This is a genomic window from Faecalicatena orotica (assembly GCF_003149245.1).
In the GTDB taxonomy this organism is placed as follows: Bacteria; Bacillota; Clostridia; order Lachnospirales; family Lachnospiraceae; genus Faecalicatena_A; species Faecalicatena_A orotica.
The window spans coordinates 1-20,101 of the sequence record NZ_QGDL01000020.1 but is presented as its reverse complement, the minus strand read 5'-3'; the positions used below and the strand labels follow the sequence as shown (position 1 = coordinate 20,101).

Sequence of the window (20,101 nt, the reverse complement as noted above, 5' to 3'; positions counted from 1 at the left end):
GAAGTATGGATCATGAATAACCGAGAACGCCTTCAGGCGATTATGAATTACGAAAAACCAGACCGGATGCCCGCCGTACATTTTGGCTTTACCCCGGAGGTCATCGAAAGATGGGTTCAGGAAGGGCACCTTGGCAAAGATATTCTGGATTTAGAAGAATACTCTTTTGAAGGAGAAGAAATTCTCTCACAAAAATTAGGATTTGATTTCGGGTGGCATGCCAGCCGTATAACTACCACCGAACTTTTCCCCTTCTTCGAGGAAAAATTCGTAGAACATCTGGATAATGGCTTCGATAAATATATCAACTGTGACGGAGTGTACATCCTCCAGCGTGCCGGGGCCAAGTCTATTCCCGCCGAGGTCGGGCACCTGCTGGAAGACAGAGAATCCTGGGAAAAATACTATTTACCGAAACTAACTTACACAGAGGAGCGTTTTTCCCAGTCAGAATTAAACCGTGTCATATCGGAACAAAAGAAGGGAAATCCCATTGGCCTCCACTGCGGCAGCCTTTGCGGGCGTATCAGGGACTATCTCGGAATTGTAGAATTCAGTTACATGATGGTAGACGATGAAGAACTTCTCGAAGAAATGTTTGATACCATCGGAGACCTCTGCCTGAAATCCGTAAAAAGAACTCTGGATACGGGCATCCGGTTCGATTACGCACATTTCTGGGAAGACGTCTGTTATAAAAACGGCCCCTTATTAGCCCCGGATGTATTCGAACAATACACCGCACGCCATTACAAAAAGATAACGGACCTGCTCATGGAATATGATGTCAGAACCATCAGCGTAGACTGTGACGGGCTGGTAGATTCCCTTCTCCCGATCTGGCTGAAAAACGGGGTCAATACAATGTTTCCAATCGAAGTCGGAACCTGGGATGCCAGCATAGCCCCCTGGCGCGAGAAATACGGGCGCCCCTTAAAAGGAATCGGCGGTATGCGCAAATCTGTGCTCGCCCAGGATTATGCAGCCATAGACGAAGAAATAAACAGGCTGAAACCGCTGGCCCGGCTGTCCGGCTACATCCCCTGCCCGGACCACCGGATTCCCGATGATGCAAAGTGGGAAAACGTACAATATTACTGCGAGAAAATCAAAAACATTCTGGATTAGGGTTACATTTCCAACAGGCCGGGCACGGGAAACACTCGTTCTCCCATGCCCGGCCTGCTCTTTACTTAATCTGTCCGTATATTTCCAGATCTAAAGCGACTATCTTATCAAACCTTTTCAATGCCTCTTCTACATTCCTCTCCTTCATCATCCGCACCATCTCCAGATGATATGGAAATGTCTGAAGCAAAATTGGTAAATAATCAAAATCTTTGTCTTCGAAATACCCATACAGGTCATTATCAAAGGTTTCATACATCTCGATCATATTGCAGACCAGATTAGCCAGTTCCTGATTCCCGTAACTCTCACTTATGCTGCGGTGGAACTGGTGGTCCATTTCCTTAGGCATGATCCCTTTCGCCGCTACCGCATCCATCTGTACAGCCATATCTTCCAATTCTTTCAGCTTTTCTTCGGATATATTGGGAATCGCTTTCTCAAGACTGTATCTCTCCAACACAGTCTTAATCTCAAATAGTTCCAAAAAATTCTTTAAAGCAAGGTTAATGCTCAACTGCCTTCCCTCTACATAATCAGTGACAAATGTCCCTTTTCCCACTTCCACACGGACAATCCCCTGATTCTCCAGCTCCCGGATCGCTTCACGCAGGGACGGGCGGCTGACCTTCCAGTCCGCCGCCAGCTTACGTTCCCCCGGCAGTCTGTCTCCCGGACTTAAGTGCTCTTCTTTTATGTATTGGTATATTCTATCTGATAGCTTAGAATATAATAATCTTTTTCTTCCTGTATCTCTACCGTACTCCATAATACTCCTAACCGGTCTGACCGCTTTTTATTTGATTATAAAGCCAGCCGTGTCCTTAGTCAAGTCTTATATGGGAATTACTGTACAACTTCCATCAGTTCGCCTGTCTTTGTATTCATCACAAAACCAAAGATATCCACATCTTTAGGAACAAGAGGATGTTCTTTTAATAATGAAACGGTATCCCGTACGGCTTCCTCTGTTGCGTGGATTCCGGAAAGCCACCTATTCAAATCAATTTCTCTTCTGCCGGCCTTCTCTTTGTTCTCTAATTTAATTTTACGTTTACGCATTTTTTCTATCATTTGGGTACTGTCCAACTTTTCCACGCCGCAGTCTGTATGCCCAATCACCACGATCTTCGTAACTCCTAATTCAAAAATAGCCACCAGAAGGCTTTTCACCTCACTCCCATAAGCATCCTCCGTTACTCCACCCGCATTTCTGATGATCTTGGCATCTCCATTTTTCAGTCCTATCGCCGCAGGCAGAAGTTCTGTCAGTCTCGTATCCATGCAGGTCAGAATTGCAAGCTTCTTTCTGGGATATTTCTCAGTTTCGTATCTCTCATATCTTCTTTCCTGCACAAATCTGCGGTTATTCATCAATATTTCATCAATCGTTCCCTGCTCTGGAACGCTGCCATTTCCTGAGACTGCCCACTGCCATATACAAAATACCTGATTATAAATATGTCCCATGCCACATATACACAGGACTGTACCTAAACCGACAGTGCCGCCCATCAGGAACCCCAGCACAGTACAACACAGATCTATAGTAATTTTGGCATTCTTCATAGAAATACCGGCTCTGTCTTTCAACACTTCCAGGAGGATATCTGCACAGTTTGGTCCTAAATTCTGAAATACTACCGTTGAAAATCCTGCCCCTGCCAAAAAAATTCCAATAAAAAACAGAAGATAACATGACATCGTATAGGGTTCTACTATAAAAGGTGAAGCGAGTTGTACGAACGTGTTCAAAGATACCGCAAAACTCAGCATTGACAGAAATGTACCCCATTTCAGGTATTTCCTGTTTAATAAGGTACATACCAGAAGAATCAGCATATTGACCACAAAAGATGCAGTCCCTATCTCCAGACCAATGATCTTATGTACACCATCATAAAGAGCGCTGACAGGATCAACACCAATCCCGGCCTTTGTACAGAAAGCTACGCCTAATCCCGCCGCCAAATTTCCAAATAGCAGCCAGACTATCCTTATACTTTTACACATCTGCTTTCTCCGCCAGTCTAAGCGCGGATTCCAGCATTACAGTAAAGCTTGTTCTTCTCTCATCTGCTTCCATAGCCTCCCCCTTCAGAGGAATATCTGATATTGTAAGCATCGTAAGAGCCCTTTTTCCTAACCTGGCCGCATTACAGTAGAGCGCAAGAGACTCCATCTCTACACACAGTACGTTCATTTTCTTCCACCTTGCAACAGCATCTTTTTCATCTGTATAAAATAAATCCGAAGTCAGAACCACCCCTGTCTGATAAGACACGCCCCTCTCCTCCATGATCTCTGTGGCCAGTTTCACCAGATTAAAATCCGCAACCGGCGTATATGTTCCCGGAAGATTATACTGGGATACATAAGCGGAATCTGTACACAGCCCCATACCAATAACCACATCTCCCATGGAAAGACTATCTGAGATAGCTCCTGCTGAACCAACCCGGATAATTGTGTCCACATCATAGTCTCTGTACAGCTCCATAGAATAGATGCCCATACTTGGGACTCCCATTCCACTTGACTGTACCGAAATCCGCTTTCCCTTGTAGTTTCCTGTATAACCAAGCATATTCCTGACTGTATTGTAACATACCGCATCTTCCAGATATGTCTCAGCAATCAGCTTTGCCCTGAGTGGATCCCCTGGCATCAGGACAATCTTTGCAATATCTTTTTTTTGTGCTTCATTATGTGGCGTAGACATTCTAATTTCCTCCAATTCTTTTGATTCCCAGCCAATTTTCTACTACTTCTGAAATCCAGGTAAAGCTTTCCTTCTCTCCAATGTTGTTCTCTTTTTCCATGGACTTACTGTACATCATGATTGGTATATATTCTCTTGTGTGATCGGTCCCTTTATATCCCGGGTCACACCCATGATCTGCTGTGATAATCAGAAGGTCTTCCTCCATCATAGCATCCATGATCTCGGGAATTCTGGCGTCAAAGTCTCTCAAAGCCTTGGCATACCCTTCAATATCTCTGCGATGCCCGTAAATCATATCAAAGTCCACCAGATTTGTAAAAATCAATCCTTCATTTACTTCCTGCATCATCTGAAGAGTCTTCTCCACACCTTCCTCGTTACAGCCCGTATACACATGTCTGGTAATGCCGCTTCCCGCAAAGATGTCATATATTTTCCCTACTGCAGCAACTTCCCTGCCACTAGCAGATATTCTGTTCAGCATTGTTTCCTTCGGTGGAATCATGGAAAAGTCATGACGGTTTTTTGTTCTGACATACCCTTCTTCTGTTGACACGAACGGACGCGCAATGACGCGTGCCACCCCATATTTTCCTGTCAGCTGCTCCCTTGCTATCCGGCAGAAGCGATACAATTCTTCCACCGGAATCACTTCTTCATTTGCTGCAATCTGGAAAACACTGTCCGCTGAAGTATAGACGATCAGACTTCCTGTTTCCGTCTGTTCCTTTCCAAGCGTACGAATAATCTCGGTTCCTGAAGCCGGAATATTTCCGATCACTTTTTTCCCTGTTGCTTTTTCAAACCTCTCAATCACCTCTGCCGGAAATCCTTCCGGAAACACCGGAAATGGCTCCTCTTTTACATAACCTGCAATTTCCCAATGCCCGACCGTGGTGTCTTTTCCTGCTGATTTTTCTCTGGCCTTTCCATAGCTTCCTATTACTTTTTCTTTATCTTCCCCGCAATAACCCGGAAGAATTTTTAAAAGTCCCAATCTGTTCAGATGAGGCAGAGAAAAATTCTCTACTCCGGCCCCAATGCTTTTCAGAGTATTAGCCCCTTCATCGCCATAATTAGCTGCATCCGGGAGGGCTCCAACCCCAAAGCTGTCTAACACGATCAGGCAGACTCTTCTTTCCATTGCCAAACCTCCTTTATCACACTCTCTTTCATTCCTTTCTCTGCAAATGAAGTCTCCATTGCCTGTATCATCAGTCTTTTTGCCTCTTCCACTGAAAGGCCAAAATGGGTGTCTAAAAACTGAAGCTCCTTCTTCATGGTTGTATTCGTTACCGTACGGTTGTCTGTGTTGATAGAAATTTTAACTCCATGATCAAGGAACTCTCTAAACGGATACTCTTCTGCTGATGCTACGGCACCTGTCTGAATATTGCTGTTTGGACACAATTCCACTCCGATCTCTTTATTACGGATCAACTCTTGCAGAGCATCATTACCTCTCATTGCAATCCCATGTCCGATTCTTCTTGCGCCATACTCTACAGCCAGTTCTATATTTTGAATCCGACTGCATTCCCCTGAATGTACAGTAAGGGGAATGCCGCTGTTTTCTGCTTTTTTAAAATAGTCAAGAAACAACTCATTTTGATAAGCAGATTCATCCCCTGCCAAATCTATTCCACACACGCCTTTATTCAGATATTGCTTTCCCAGATCCAGTGTTCTATAATTATCTGATACAGAAAAATGACGCATTCCACACAGGATCAGGGAAGTATAAATACCTTTTTCTTTACATGCTTTCTGAAGTCCCGCTATAGATGCCTCAATTACACTTTCTGCTGCTAATGCTGATGTCTCAGAAAGAAGCGGTGCAAATCTAATCTCCATATACTTTACGTTTTCCATAGCTGCCTGAGCCGCAACGGCATAAGATGCCCTGAAAAAGGATTCCTCTGTCTTGAGGCAGCTTAACGGCAGTTCAAAAGCCTTCAGATATTCTGTCAGACTCTCACAGTTATCTCCGGCTTCGGCCAGTCTTCTGAATTGTTTCTCATCCCCCGGAACTGTGATGTGCCCCATCACGCATAGGTCTTTTAGAACCTCAAGCGGGATGGAGCCATCCAGATGGCAGTGGAGTTCTACTTTAGGTAATCTGTCCAGCCACATATGTCTTCCTTTCTTTACGCTTCACAGATTTCTACTGTGTAATTTACATCCGGATCCATATGATACTTCTGCCTGAAATCTGCCTGGTTGCTGCCAATTGTAACAAAAGAAGCCAGATCATTGAATAAAACATCCTCACCTTTTCCCACATAACCAAATGACCGTTCGTATGGGATCAGCCCGTCAAACACCTTTTTATCCTCTGTTCCAATGGTTATATGGAGTTTGTCACCCATTTTAAAACCTGCTTTAACAAAATTACTGTTTAAAACAGAAAGCTCTGCGCTGCCGAAAGGATCATAACTCTGTATCACTGCTTTAACATATTTTTCACGTACTTCCGCTGTCTGTATTTTGTGGAGTACAATTTCTTCTGTCGGGTATTCTTTTCCCACCTCTTCAAAGGTGATCTTACCGGAAGCCAGTTTTGCTGCACAATAGGCAAATAAATCTCTGCCATGGAATGTATGTACTTCCTTTGTCTCCTGATAACGGTTCTTTTCCTCATCAATTTCCCGGATCGCTTCCACCCCGATCATAGCATTGAGATATGTCAGTGTCCCATTATCCGGAGTCACTACATAACTTCCATTTTTCAGCTTTGCCACAGATGCACGGCGGCTCGTTCCTACTCCCGGATCAACCACAGAGACAAACACTGTTCCGGCCGGCCAGTACGGCACTGTATACTGGAGACAGTACGATGCCGCTTCTATATCAAAAGCAGGGAGTAAATGTGTAATATCACAGGTGACCAGTTCACTATCCACAAGCTTACACATTCCATGCATACACGCTACAAGTCCTGAGTTTATTCCAAAATCTGACTGCATTACAATTGTTGGTTTCATATTTTATTTCCTCCTCTTATATGTTTTACTAACACTTTTTCAGTTTCATTAACCATTCTGGTCCGCCCTGAATACCATATTGCTCACTCATATTTCTGCTGTTAATCGCAATCTGGATCTGGAGAGTCTCACTCACCATTAAAAGCGGTTCCCCTACAGCAACTGCCCCAAAAGATGGCTGGAAAGGAACCTTCTGTGAGTATACAGGTGCTTCCTGTCCTTTCTTTATAATCTGCACATCCATCCAATCTCCATATTCGATTCCTTCTTCTTCAAAAACTTCTGCCGGAATATTAGAGCAGATCAGTCCAAAATGATAATCTGCTGTGTCGATCATTCCTGAGATACAGCCATCCTCTACCTTGTATGGTATGATTTCATGTTCAATGATTTCTTCTACCGGATATGCTTCACCTACTTCTTCATATGTAATCACTCCTGCTGCAAGTTTTGCCGCGCAGTACGCGAATAAATCTCTTCCATGAAAAATATTACATTTCTCTGTTTTCTTGAGGCGGTTGACGTTCTCATCAATCACACGAACCTCATCAATTCCAAAATATTTCTTTACGTGAGTAAGACTACCATTATCCGGTGTCACTACATAACTTCCATTGCTAAGCTTTGCCACACAGGCCCGGCGGCTTGTACCTACACCCGGATCAACTACAGATACAAATACAGTACCGGCCGGCCAGAAATCTATTACGAAGCTCAAAGAAGTGGAAGCCTGGTAGGTATCAAAACTTTTAATTTCATGCGTGCTGTCAAACACTTTTAATTCCGGGTCTACCATCATGCATACTCCCTGCATGGTACATACGGAGATATCCTTTGTGAAATCTGTCTGCATTACGATTGCTGGTTTATTCGCTGTCATTATTTTTCCCTCCTGAATATTATATGATTTTATTTTTTAATTACCAGTGACTCAAATCCTTCTATTGTATATTCCTCACCTGCACGCTTCTTTTCCAGTGCCAGCCTCAGGGCATTCATCTTCTTATCCTGCAGAGGTGTAAATGCAATGACAAGTCCCGCTGCCAGTACACAGATTCCCGGCAATATGGTAAACATCGATTCGATCATACCAAGCGCCCCGTTGTTTTGTACTGCAAGGGATGCATCGAATCCACTTTTCTGAAGCAGAAATCCCTGAACTGCAGCTGCTACTGCACCACCAAGTTTCAAAAGAAATGAGTAGTAAGACATAATAATCCCATCTCTTTTCTTCCCTCTGTTGAACTCATCGTAATCCACAACATCGTAGAGAAAATTAAACACACACATCCAATATGCACAAGTCCCCACACCGACTAATACAACATAGACGCAGCCCAGTGTAATATTAGGGATTCCCGTGAATTTGGTAAGTATCATTACCACTCCGCTGAAAACCATACAGATAACAAACACTTTACTCTTACTAAATACGGCTACTGATTTTGTTATAAAAGGGATGAACAGAATGGAAACTATATTCATAGCTGTAAACATCAGTGATGCCTGCGTTTCTCCCAACCCCATATTATAAGTAACGTAATACAAAAGGCTGGAATTAAATAAAGTAAGGTAAATATTGGTAAGCAGCGCACAGACAATCACAAGCACATAGGGTTTCATTTTCATAAGGCTGATCACATTAGTAAAGAAACCCTTCAGGTTCATTTTCTCTGCATCTGCCACTTCATCTGTCCGTTCTTTTCCTCTTGTACATCTCCACATCAGGAGTATGGTACTGACGGATATCACCGCTGATATGATTCCTGCGACAAACCATGATCTTGCATTATTAAAACCATTCTCCATCAATTTGCCTACAATGAATGTAGGTACTGAGCTGGCACAAAAGATACCTACATATCCAAGGACTTCGCGAAAAGCTGCAACTCTAACACGTTCACTGTCTACATCTGATAAAACCGAGCCAAATGAATAATAAGGAATATTAAACGCCGTATATGCGGTCCAGAAAATCAGTACCAAAATCAGATAGTAAATGTTTTTCTGAGTCTGTGGAAAATCCACTTTCAGAAACATCAGTACCAGTGATGCCCCAAGCGGTATTAAAGATTTCAGCATCCATGGACGCCTCTTCCCATATTTACTTTTTGAATTATCCACCAGATAACCGATAATGGGATCTGTCACCGCATCCCACGCTATAGCCACTGAAATAATTGTTCCCGCCACTACCGGACTTACCCCGGCAACAGTGATCATAAAAAACGAAAAAAACGACAGCACAAAATTATACGATGTAGAATCTCCTATAGAACCAACGGTATAACCTAGAATATCTTTTGTTTTAAGTTTTTTCTCTCCCATTTTTCCTCCTGTTATATAAGCTGGGCTACGCCCCACCTGCCATAAATCTTAAATCCAAGTTCTGAAAAGATTGTATGGGGATTCTTCTCCGGAGCAAACATGCAGGGGATTTTTCCCTGACTGTGTATTTCCCTGCACAACGTACGGATAATATCCTTCGCATACCCTCTTCCCCGGTATTCTTCGCCTACACAGATTCCGCCCAGCATACAAGTTAGTTCTGCCGACGCAGCACTGTTTCCATGAGCCACGATCTTTCCCTGTTTTTCTATAATGGCATGAACTCCTTCCATATTGTTAATCCTGTTTTCAATCATCTTCTTTTCAGAATACAGATTCTTCATTTCCGGAAAACCCATCAGGAACTCATATATCCGTCCTACATCATCCAGATTTGCAAACCTCACTTTGTTATCAACTGTTTCCTGCCTCTTTGTCTCCTCATGGATATACAAATTATTATACGTCATCCGCAGCTGCCTACCAACCCTATTTGCTACCTTTTGGACTACTTCTGCATTTCCCATGATCGTAGTAATTTTGTCGTCAGCAATTCTGCTGACCGCCTCATAATCAAGTTCCTGATCCTCTCCTGCAACAATAAGATTGTAAAAATATTTCAGAAACACTCCAATGCATCTTCCTTCTTCTTCCTGCATATAAATTGTCTGAAAATCTTTATCAAACCCATACTTGTCAAGATCGGAAATCAAAAACGTGTGATATACAGGCTTCTCATTCAAAAACTCTTTTATCCTTTCCCTGTCCTCTTCTTTGCATTTCCTGAGCATGATACCCTCCTTTTCATCTTGTTCAACATGTTGAACTTGTTTAAATACTATCACTAAATGTATTATATGTCAATAAATGTACGTGAATTAATTGTTTTTTATCAAATATGCATAATTTCATTTTCTATTTCTTGTGTAATTTATCCAAACCACTACATCTTGATCAACATGTTCACGCTATTCTTCTTCCAATTGTCAAAACAGTGTTTTTATGCTAAAATAAACTTGTTTATCAACTAAGGGAGGATAACTTATGAAAACCAAATTACAGAACGAGAACATGCCCACCTATCTGGGTGTTTACAATTCCTTATATTCCGATATCATAGAAGGCATATATCCGCCAAATGAACATCTGCCCGGAGAAACTGCGTTGTCTGAAAAGTATGGGGTCAGCCGCAATACTCTCCGTCAGGCCCTCGCAATTCTCTGTGAAGATGGAATGATCATTAAATCACAGGGTAAAGGAACAATTGTTGCTCCCAAAAACAGCAAAGCTTCTGTAGAACAGACCACAACACCCCTTCTGTCCATGAGTAAGCTGCCTGTGAACAGCACTGTCCTCTCTTACAATTACGGTGCCCCCACCGATATTGCCAGAGACAAACTGAGCCTTTCTGCAAGCGATATCGTACTGGCCTGCTACTGTATTTTCAAATCAGATGACACGGTTCTCGGATACTCTTTTACACAGGTACCTGCTGCATTTTTTGACGAACTAAGTCTGGATACTTCCAGAGAAGAATCCATTAAAGAACTGATCCTTGAGACGCTCTTCAAATTTACAAAAACGCTGGACATGACCATGAAACTGATCTACGCCAATGAAATAGAAATGAAATTCCTGAATGTGCCGCTGCAGACTCCCCTTTTGCTCATTGAGGCAATACATCATAACAAAATGAAACTCCCCATTGCCCGGAATAAATTCTATTTTCTTCCAGAATATTACCACATTAATTTTTTACTGAACAACTAATCTCAGCCCATCTGATCTGACAGCAAAAATGCAGGCACCTTTTCCGGTCACCTGCATTTTTTATCTTCAATTTATTTTATAGAAAAAAGGGAGTAACTCCTCTTAAAGTTCAACGTTGGGATTTTAATCCTTATTAAAGTGTTTTAACGCAACAAAAGGGAAGCAAATAGCTTCCCTTTTGAGTAGTTAAATCTGTTCAATTCTACATTCCTAACATACCAGTCAGATAAATCCGCCGATTATGCATTCTTTTTCGTAATTGCAGCCTGAGCAGCAGCCAGTCTTGCAATCGGTACACGGAATGGTGAGCAGGATACATAATCCAGACCAAGTGTGTTGCAGAATTCTACAGAACTTGGATCTCCACCGTGCTCGCCGCAGATTCCGATGTGCAGGTTCGGGTTAACCGGTTTTCCTAATTTGATTGACATTTCCATTAACTTGCCGACACCTGTCTGGTCAAGCTTAGCAAATGGGTCGTTCTCGAAGATCTTTGCATCATAGTAAGCATCTAAGAACTTTCCTGCATCATCACGTGAGAATCCGTATGCCATCTGTGTCAGGTCATTTGTTCCGAAGCAGAAGAAATCAGCTTCTTTAGCAATCTCATCAGCTGTAAGGGCAGCTCTCGGGATCTCGATCATAGTACCAACTTCGTACTTCAGGTCGCTTCCTGCTGCTGCGATTTCAGCGTCTGCTGTCTCAACAACAAATTTCTTTACATACTTTAACTCTTTGATATCACCAACCAATGGGATCATGATTTCCGGGCAAACATTCCAGTCAGGATGTGCCTTCTGTACGTTGATAGCTGCACGGATAACAGCCTTTGTCTGCATCTTTGCAATCTCTGGGTAAGTAACTGCAAGACGGCATCCACGGTGTCCCATCATCGGGTTGAACTCATGAAGAGAATCAATGATTGTCTTAATCTCTTCTACAGTCTTGCCCTGGGCATCAGCCAGTTTCTTAATGTCTTCTTCCTCTGTAGGAACGAATTCATGAAGCGGCGGATCTAAGAAACGGATTGTAACCGGGTTTCCTTCCAGAGCTTCAAATAAACCTTCAAAGTCTCCCTGCTGTACCGGAAGAATCTTCTCAAGTGCTGCTTCTCTTTCTTCTACTGTATCTGAGCAGATCATCTCACGGAATGCATCGATTCTGTCGCCCTCGAAGAACATATGCTCTGTACGGCAGAGTCCGATACCTTCTGCTCCCAGTTCACGAGCTTTCTTAGCATCTGCAGGTGTATCTGCATTTGTGCGGACTTTCATGGTTCTGTACTTGTCAGCCCATCCCATGATTCTTCCGAATTCACCGGCGATTGTAGCATCAACTGTCGGGATTAATCCGTCATAGATATTACCTGTGGAACCATCCAGAGAGATTGCATCTCCTTCGTGGTATTCTTTTCCTGCAAGTGTAAACTTCTTGTTAGCCTCGTCCATAGCGATGTCACCGCATCCGGATACACAGCATGTACCCATACCACGTGCAACAACGGCAGCGTGGGATGTCATACCTCCACGTACTGTCAGGATACCCTGGGCAGCCTTCATACCTTCGATATCTTCCGGAGATGTCTCAAGACGTACAAGTACGACTTTCTCTCCTCTTGCAGCCCATGCCTTAGCATCGTCAGCTGTGAAGACAATCTTACCGCATGCAGCTCCTGGTGAAGCTCCTAAAGCCTTTGCAACAGGTGTTGCAGCCTTCAGCGCAGCAGAGTCAAACTGTGGGTGAAGCAGTGTATCTAAGTTTCTAGGATCGATCATTGCAACAGCCTTTTCTTCTGTGATCATTCCTTCATCAACTAAATCACAAGCAATCTTCAGGGCAGCCTGAGCTGTTCTCTTACCATTACGTGTCTGCAGCATGTACAGTTTTCTATCCTCGATTGTAAACTCCATATCCTGCATGTCTCTGTAGTGGTCTTCCAGTTTATCACAAATTGCTACGAACTGATCATAAACTTCCGGCATAACTTCATGTAACTGGGAAATCTTCTGAGGTGTACGAACTCCGGCAACAACGTCCTCGCCCTGAGCGTTCATCAGGAATTCTCCCATGAGCTTCTTCTCTCCTGTTGCAGGGTCACGTGTAAATGCAACACCTGTTCCTGAAGTATCACCCATGTTACCAAATGCCATCATCTGTACGTTAACAGCTGTTCCCCATGAATACGGGATATCATTGTCACGACGGTAAACGTTAGCTCTCGGGTTGTCCCATGAACGGAATACAGCCTTAATAGCACCCATTAACTGTTCCTTCGGATCAGTCGGGAACTCTTCGCCTAACATCTTCTTGTATTCATCTTTGAACTGTCCTGCCAGAACCTGAAGGTCCTCTGCTGTCAGGTCAACGTCCTGTGTAACACCTTTTTCTTCTTTCATTTTGTCGATGAGTTCTTCGAAGTATTTCTTACCAACTTCCATAACTACGTCTGAATACATCTGGATGAATCTTCTGTAGCAGTCCCAAGCCCAGCGTGGATTGCCGGATTTAGCAGCCAGTACTTCAACTACTTCTTCATTTAAACCAAGATTCAGGATTGTGTCCATCATTCCCGGCATGGAAGCTCTTGCTCCGGAACGAACAGAAACAAGAAGCGGATTCTCTTTATCACCGAATTTCTTTCCGGTAACTTCTTCCATCTTTGTGATGGATTCCATGATCTGATCCATGATCTCGTCATTGATCTTTTCACCATCTTCATAGTACTGAGTACAAGCTTCAGTTGTGATTGTGAATCCCTGTGGTACCGGAAGACCTAAATTCGTCATCTCAGCAAGATTGGAACCCTTACCACCAAGCAGGTTTCTCATGGTCGCGTTACCTTCTGTAAACATATAAACCCATTTTGCCATGTCTTAATGACCTCCTAAAAATATTTTTTACAAATAATATTGCACTAAGTCGCATATAATATTTTAATGGTTTTATTTAGGCTCGTCAAGCACTTTGTACGGAATTTTGACCAATCTTTAGCAAGATTTTTTGTTTAAAATACCCTTTTCCGACAAGCCCGATTTTTAATTTGGAATTATTCACAATTTTATTTCACATAATATCAAAAAACTAGGCAAACTCCCTTATATGAAGGAATTTGCCTTGTGTACAAAAAAAGGACATCACAGCAGGCGGGCTCATTTTGCCAGAGTGTATTTGATAAATCATATATATGGCTGATTGTCCTACTTTGCGAGATATTTGAGCCAAATTTTTGAAGGGTAGTGGTTCTACGTTGATAAAATTTGGCTCAAATAGGTCGTGAAGCGGGGCGGTCAGACGTGTACAATGAATTATCAAACACACTCTAAGCCTCTTTCAGAAATGCCAGATATCCTTTTAGTGATTCGTAGATATCGGCCTTACTGGATACTTCCCACGGAGCATGCATGCTCAGAACCGGAATACCGCAGTCAATCACATCCATCCCGTAATCTGCCATCAGATAGGCGATGGTTCCTCCGCCCCCTCTGTCTACCGCCCCCAGCTCCGCTGTCTGCATGACAACCTGGTATTTCTCCATGATCCGCCTTAAGTCCGCTATAAATTCAGGATTTGCATCGTTTCCCCCTGATTTCCCCCCACTTCCGGAATACTTATTAAATACAAGCCCGTTTGCAAGATATGCGCTGTTCTTCTTTTCGAAATATTCCTCAAACATCGGGTCATAGGCCGCGCTGACATCTGAGGAAAGCATTTTGGAATTGGAAAGGCAGCGGCGCAGCTTCAGTTCTGAATAATCACCGCCCAGTTCCATTATTTCCGCAAGGGTGTTCTCGAAAAAATGGGAACGCATTCCGGTTGCCCCGGTGCTTCCAATCTCTTCTTTATCAACCAGCAGACAGCAGGACGTACGTTTCGCCATTTTCTGCTCAAGCAGTGCAAGCAGCGAGGTAAAGGCACAGCTCCTGTCATCCTGCCCGTACGCCAGTATCATGCTCCTGTCAAAACCGCAGTCTCTGGCTTTTCCGGCAGGCACGATTTCTAATTCTGCTGATATAAAATCCTCTTCCCTGATGTGGTACTCTTCCCGCAGAAACCTTAATATTGTCCTCTTCACCAGTTCATTCTCTTCAGCGGTTTCCTCTCCGTCAACAATCTCCAGATGCTTTTTCCCAAGCGCCTTCTTTTCTATGCCCTTCCCGGCCGGCAGGTTCCCAATCAGAAGGTCCATCTTCTCTGCATCAATGAACTCTTTGACCTTCTTTTCATTTTGCTCCTTTCCCAGATGGGGCAGGAGATCTGTTATGACGAAAACCGGATCCTTTTCTCTTTCCCCGATTTTGATTTCCGCCTTTGTCCCGTCTTTTCTGACCACAACACCATGAATAGCCAGCGGGAGTGCCATCCACTGATATTTTTTAACACCCCCGTAGTAATGTGTGTCCAGATAGGCATTTCCATGACTTTCGTACAGCGGAACTTGCTTTACATCAATCCTCGGCGAATCAATATGCGCCCCCAGAATATTCATCCCCTTCTCTAAAGGTTCCGCACCTATCTGAAAAAGTACAACAGCCTTGTCCATGTGGCAGGCATATACTCTGTCGCCCGGTTTCAGCGTCTCCTTCGCTTCCTGTATCGTCTTAAGGTCCCTGTATCCCTGGGCCCTTGCAAGTTTAATAGCCGCAGCGGCACATTCCCGTTCTGTTTTGCTGCAGTCCAGAAAATGGCAGTATGCGTGGCAGATATCTTCCACCCGTCTGCGTTCTTCCTCACTATAGTAGTTCCATGCATTTTTTCTTTCCATATAGTTCTCCCTTTCTCCAGACACTTTTTCACATTTATCATGCTTGAGGCACATAACACCAGCAGGATAAAAACATATCAGCACATTAATCAGACATCCGGATTCTCTTTGATTATTATGGAGGATTTTGGGAAAACTATACCTTACTTCTGGGAACAAAAAAACGGCTGGTCAGCCGTTTCTTTGTTTTTTAGTGTATTGAGTTTCATACATGTTTCTGATTTTATACCTTTTTACTTAACGCATATCAGTCAGAAATGCGCAGTATGCTCTGTATGCTTCGTATACATCGGCTTTGCTTGCAATTTCCCAAGGTGCGTGCATACACAATACAGCAACACCGCCGTCGATTACTTCCATTCCAAACTGCGCCAGAATATAAGCAATTGTACCGCCGCCACCGACATCTATTTTTCCCATTTCCGTCATCTGGAAAGCTACCTGATTGTCGTCAAATACTTTTCTCAGCTTCGCAATATACTCCGCATTTGCATCATTAGAACCACTCTTTCCCCTGGAACCTGTATGCTTCTTGACTACAATCCCTTTTCCAAAGAAAGATGATGATTTCTTGTCATAGGCATCAGCGTACATCGGATCATAAGCTGCCCCTACATCTGAAGAAATCATAGCAGAATTAGCAAGCGCATGGCGCAGCTTCAGTTCTGAGAAACATCCCATTTTATCCATAAGATCGGCTACTGCATTCTCAAAAAATCTGGAATGCATACCAGTTGCACCTACACTTCCTATTTCCTCTTTATCCACAAGTATACAGCAGGAAGTACGCTTCACATGTTCTGTTTTTAACATTGCCGCCAGAGAAGTGTATGCACATACCCTGTCGTCCTGCCCGTAAGCCATGATCATACTTCTGTCAAGACCGCAGTCCCTTGCCTTTCCGGCCGGAACAATCTCCAGCTCCGCTGACATGAGATCTTCCTTTTCTATGGCATATGTATCTTTCAGGAGCTTCAGGATCTGCGCCGCTGCCGCATCCTTCTCCTCTCCTGCAAGAGGCCTGCTGCCGATCAGGATGTCCAGATTCTCACCTTCAACCACCGTAGCGGCGTTCTTCTCCATCTGCTTTCCAGAAAGATGAATTAGAAGGTCGGTCACAACAAAAACCGGGTCCTCTTCCTTCTCACCAATCGCAACCTCAACCTTCGTACCGTCCTTTCGCACAACAACTCCATGAATGGCCAGTGGAATCGTAACCCACTGATATTTCTTGATTCCACCATAATAATGAGTATCAAAATAAGCAAATCCACTCTCTTCATAAAGCGGGTTCTGCTTCAGATCCATCCTCGGAGAATCCACATGCGCACCGAGAATGTTCATGCCCTCCTCCAAAGGCTCCTCCCCAATGTTGAAAAGAGCAATTGATTTTCCCATCCAAGCGGCATAAACCTTATCACCTGTCCTTAACACTTCAGCCGCTGCCAGATCCCTGTATCCCGCAGCCTTTGCCTGCCTGATAACCTCCGACACACACTCCCTTTCCGTTTTGCCTGCATCCAGAAACAATTTGTACGCAGACGACAGAGAATCAAGCTCTGCCAATTGATTGTTGTTGTAAACTTCCCATAAATTCTTATCCATCATACCCTCCTTGGGGACGTAATATTTTTAAGGTTTGCTACGTCCCAAATTGCATTTAATGGTGTACCAAAATGAAATTTACCCTGTCCCTTTTTGGTAATCACTTAGTCATTATACTCTTTTTTATATAATTATACAATTTATCCGCTTTTTTTTGTGAAATATTTAAAGAACTTTTCAGACTTTGCAAATACTTTTCTCTCAAGATTTTATCTTCTAGAATTTCAACATCTTCCTTTACTTTTTCGACTTCTGCCATAGCACTAAGTATGACAAAGGCCGCACTCTTCATCTGCATATCTACATCGGCAGCTACATCCTGATATGTACAAGTATCCTGCATTTTATGAAAATCTAGGAAGTTATCAAAATTATCAAATCGCTTTTCCCACATTGTGATTACGTTTTCGTGTATAACTACAGCCTTTTTCTGTTGAAATTCTTTCATACTGCTGAATTTGTAAGTACATACGTCTTTTGCCATTTTCGCTTTCACTGGGTTCATGTGGATATATCTAACGCAATTCCATAAATACTGCGTTGTTTCAATACATTCACTTCCAAACCTGTTTTGAAATACATGGCCGTTTCTCCCATGTTTATAATTATAATAGGCAGCATATTCAGCTAATACCTTTGCCATAAAAAGCGATAAAATGTTCAGTTCTGAACGGATAATTATATGGATATGGTTCGACATGATGCAATATGCATATATCTTTACATCATATTTTCCCAGATGTTTTAACAGAATTTTCTTGAAATAATAGCGTTCCCTGATTTGATTAAAGATTTGTTCTTTATTTATTCCTTTAGCAGTCACATGATAAATATCTGTGTTGCTTTTTCTACGTCTCTTTGTCGGCACACATTCACCCGTCCTTTCATAGTTCATTTAGGTACAGGGTAAATTTCATTTTGGTACACCACTTAGGTTAATTTGGGACGTAGCCTTCCTAAAAAAGATTACGTCCCCATATATATTAAAATTTAAATTTTTCTTCGAAGTATGTTTTCAGATCTTCGATTTTGACTCTTTCCTGCTGCATTGTGTCTCTGTCACGGACGGTAACTGCCCCATCTTCTTCTGAATCGAAGTCGTATGTTACGCAGAATGGGGTTCCGATTTCATCCTGACGGCGGTAACGTTTTCCGATGTTTCCTCTATCATCAAATTCACAGTTATATGTCTTTGATAATTCTGCAAATACTTTTTCCGCCCCTTCATTCAATTTCTTGGATAACGGAAGTACTCCAATCTTTACCGGAGCGAGTGCAGGGTGGAAATGAAGAACTGTACGCATGTCTCCGCCTTCCAGCTCTTCTTCGTCGTATGCACTGCAAAGGAATGCAAGTACCATACGGTCAGCTCCGAGTGATGGTTCGATTACGTATGGAATGTATTTTTCTTTTTTCTCATCATCGAAATAAGACATATCCTGTTTGGAAACTTCCTGATGCTGTGTCAGGTCATAATCTGTTCTGTCAGCGATCCCCCACAGTTCTCCCCATCCAAATGGGAATAAGAATTCTACATCTGTTGTAGCCTTGCTGTAGAAAGAAAGTTCTTCTTTATCGTGGTCACGGTATCTTACTTCTTCATCAGTCAGGCCGAGTGAATGCAGCCAGTCAAGGCAGAACTGTTTCCAGTATGCAAACCATTCTAAGTCTGTGCCCGGTTCGCAGAAGAATTCTAGTTCCATCTGCTCAAATTCTCTTGTACGGAATGTGAAGTTACCCGGTGTGATCTCATTTCTGAAAGACTTACCAATCTGGCCAATACCAAATGGTATTTTCTTTCTGGATGTTCTCTGGACATTTTTAAAGTTTACAAAAATACCCTGTGCCGTCTCTGGTCTTAAATAAACAGTATTCTTAGCGTCTTCAGTAACCCCCTGGAATGTCTTGAACATCAGGTTGAACTGACGGATATCTGTAAAGTTGTGTTTTCCACAGGATGGGCATAAAATATTGTGTTCCTCTATAAATGCTGACATCTGCTCCTGAGACCATGCATCGACTGCACCTTCAATAGCGATGCCATTTTCTGCACAGTAATCTTCGATCAGCTTATCTGCACGGAAACGTTCATGGCATTCACGGCAGTCCATAAGCGGGTCTGAAAATCCTCCAAGGTGCCCGGAAGCCACCCATGTCTGCGGGTTCATCAGGATTGCACAGTCAACCCCCACATTATATGGAGATTCCTGAATAAACTTCTGCCACCATGCTCTTTTTACGTTATTCTTCAACTCTACGCCAAGGTTACCGTAATCCCATGTATTGGCAAGCCCACCGTAAATCTCGGAACCCGGGTAAACAAATCCTCTTGTTTTAGCAAGAGCTACAATCTTATCCATCGTTTTTTCTACCATAATACTGCTCCTCACATTCTTTTTCATCTCGATTGCTAACTATTATAAGGTCTATTTCCTTTTTTTTCAAGCCATTTATTACAATCCATGATTCTCCGTAAATTATTTTTCTAAATCCTACCCTGTTCATCCTATGTAGGACTTAGTCTTGGATAAGTAGGGTTTACTCTTGCATATGATTCCTTCTAGCGGTATAGTTCTATCAGTTGTCCAAACCGGCGGCATAAGGAGGATAACACTATGTCAAAACTTATACCAGGGAATCATAAACATCTTACAATCGAGGACCGTCGCTATATTGAACAATCTCTAGATGAAAGCAAGTCTTTTCGTGAGATTTCCAAGTACCTTTGTAAGGACCCGTCCACCATATCCGATGAAGTCTTTAAAAATCGGGTTGCTAACACTTGGAATAAAGGCAGCT

Annotated in this window: 17 protein-coding genes; 3 read left to right on the top strand and 14 right to left on the bottom strand. The window is 42.9% G+C overall.

Annotation, left to right across the window (positions count from 1 at the left end; genetic code table 11):
• The first annotated feature begins 12 nt into the window (after positions 1–12).
• A complete protein-coding gene (locus A8806_RS23750) occupies positions 13–1,128 on the top strand; it encodes a uroporphyrinogen decarboxylase family protein (RefSeq protein ID WP_109733652.1) in 1,116 nt (371 codons plus the stop codon).
• Positions 1,129–1,189: 61 nt separating this feature from the next.
• Here the strand turns inward: A8806_RS23750 and A8806_RS23745 are convergent, their stop codons facing one another.
• The 9 genes from A8806_RS23745 to A8806_RS23705 form a co-directional block, all read right to left on the bottom strand.
• Entirely contained in the window at positions 1,190–1,897 is a 708-nt protein-coding gene (locus A8806_RS23745; RefSeq protein ID WP_109733651.1) for a FadR/GntR family transcriptional regulator, read from the bottom strand.
• A 77-nt stretch (positions 1,898–1,974) separates the two neighbouring features.
• Positions 1,975–3,141, bottom strand: coding sequence for a DUF6198 family protein (locus A8806_RS26950; RefSeq protein WP_109733650.1), 1,167 nt, complete (start codon positions 3,139–3,141; stop codon positions 1,975–1,977).
• Positions 3,134–3,850, bottom strand: coding sequence for a purine-nucleoside phosphorylase (deoD, locus tag A8806_RS23735; protein ID WP_109733649.1), 717 nt, complete (start codon positions 3,848–3,850; stop codon positions 3,134–3,136). The genes A8806_RS26950 and deoD overlap by 8 nt, the downstream gene beginning before the upstream one ends.
• 1 nt (position 3,851) lies before the next feature.
• A complete protein-coding gene (locus tag A8806_RS23730; protein WP_109733648.1) occupies positions 3,852–4,997 on the bottom strand; it encodes a phosphopentomutase in 1,146 nt (381 codons plus the stop codon).
• Positions 4,976–5,986: an adenosine deaminase gene (gene add, locus A8806_RS23725; RefSeq protein ID WP_109733647.1), complete on the bottom strand. Its 1,011-nt coding sequence runs from the start codon at positions 5,984–5,986 to the stop codon at positions 4,976–4,978. Before add ends, A8806_RS23730 begins: the two co-directional genes overlap by 22 nt.
• A gap of 14 nt (positions 5,987–6,000) precedes the next feature.
• Positions 6,001–6,837 carry an SAM hydrolase/SAM-dependent halogenase family protein gene (locus A8806_RS23720; protein ID WP_109733646.1) on the bottom strand — a complete coding sequence of 279 codons (837 nt, stop codon included), beginning with the start codon at positions 6,835–6,837 and terminating at the stop codon, positions 6,001–6,003.
• A 28-nt stretch (positions 6,838–6,865) separates the two neighbouring features.
• Positions 6,866–7,717, bottom strand: a complete 852-nt coding sequence (locus A8806_RS23715; protein WP_109733645.1) for an SAM hydrolase/SAM-dependent halogenase family protein — start codon at positions 7,715–7,717, stop codon at positions 6,866–6,868.
• Between the two features lie 29 nt (positions 7,718–7,746).
• The gene (locus A8806_RS23710) at positions 7,747–9,165 is read right to left on the bottom strand and encodes an MFS transporter (protein ID WP_109733644.1); all 1,419 of its coding nucleotides are present in this window, start codon (positions 9,163–9,165) and stop codon (positions 7,747–7,749) included.
• A gap of 11 nt (positions 9,166–9,176) precedes the next feature.
• Positions 9,177–9,956, bottom strand: coding sequence for a GNAT family N-acetyltransferase (locus A8806_RS23705; RefSeq protein ID WP_109733643.1), 780 nt, complete (start codon positions 9,954–9,956; stop codon positions 9,177–9,179).
• A gap of 253 nt (positions 9,957–10,209) precedes the next feature.
• Here A8806_RS23705 and A8806_RS23700 point away from each other — a divergent pair, with 253 nt between their 5' ends.
• Positions 10,210–10,935: a GntR family transcriptional regulator gene (locus tag A8806_RS23700; RefSeq protein ID WP_109733642.1), complete on the top strand. Its 726-nt coding sequence runs from the start codon at positions 10,210–10,212 to the stop codon at positions 10,933–10,935.
• Between the two features lie 239 nt (positions 10,936–11,174).
• Here the strand turns inward: A8806_RS23700 and ppdK are convergent, their stop codons facing one another.
• The 5 genes from ppdK to A8806_RS23670 form a co-directional block, all read right to left on the bottom strand.
• The gene (ppdK, locus tag A8806_RS23695; protein WP_109733641.1) at positions 11,175–13,805 is read right to left on the bottom strand and encodes a pyruvate, phosphate dikinase; all 2,631 of its coding nucleotides are present in this window, start codon (positions 13,803–13,805) and stop codon (positions 11,175–11,177) included.
• 449 nt (positions 13,806–14,254) lie between these two features.
• Complete coding sequence (locus A8806_RS23685) at positions 14,255–15,697, bottom strand: aminopeptidase (protein ID WP_109733639.1); 1,443 nt, start codon at positions 15,695–15,697, stop codon at positions 14,255–14,257.
• A gap of 237 nt (positions 15,698–15,934) precedes the next feature.
• Positions 15,935–17,305: an aminopeptidase gene (locus A8806_RS23680; protein WP_181368860.1), complete on the bottom strand. Its 1,371-nt coding sequence runs from the start codon at positions 17,303–17,305 to the stop codon at positions 15,935–15,937.
• Between the two features lie 97 nt (positions 17,306–17,402).
• A complete protein-coding gene (locus tag A8806_RS23675) occupies positions 17,403–18,170 on the bottom strand; it encodes a transposase (protein WP_181368859.1) in 768 nt (255 codons plus the stop codon).
• 115 nt (positions 18,171–18,285) lie between these two features.
• Positions 18,286–19,677: a glycine--tRNA ligase gene (locus A8806_RS23670; protein WP_109733636.1), complete on the bottom strand. Its 1,392-nt coding sequence runs from the start codon at positions 19,675–19,677 to the stop codon at positions 18,286–18,288.
• A gap of 240 nt (positions 19,678–19,917) precedes the next feature.
• On the opposite strand from A8806_RS23670, the gene A8806_RS23665 reads away from it, so the two are divergent.
• Positions 19,918–20,101 (top strand): helix-turn-helix domain-containing protein (locus A8806_RS23665; protein ID WP_146203323.1); only part of this gene is annotated, 184 nt, incomplete at its 3' end.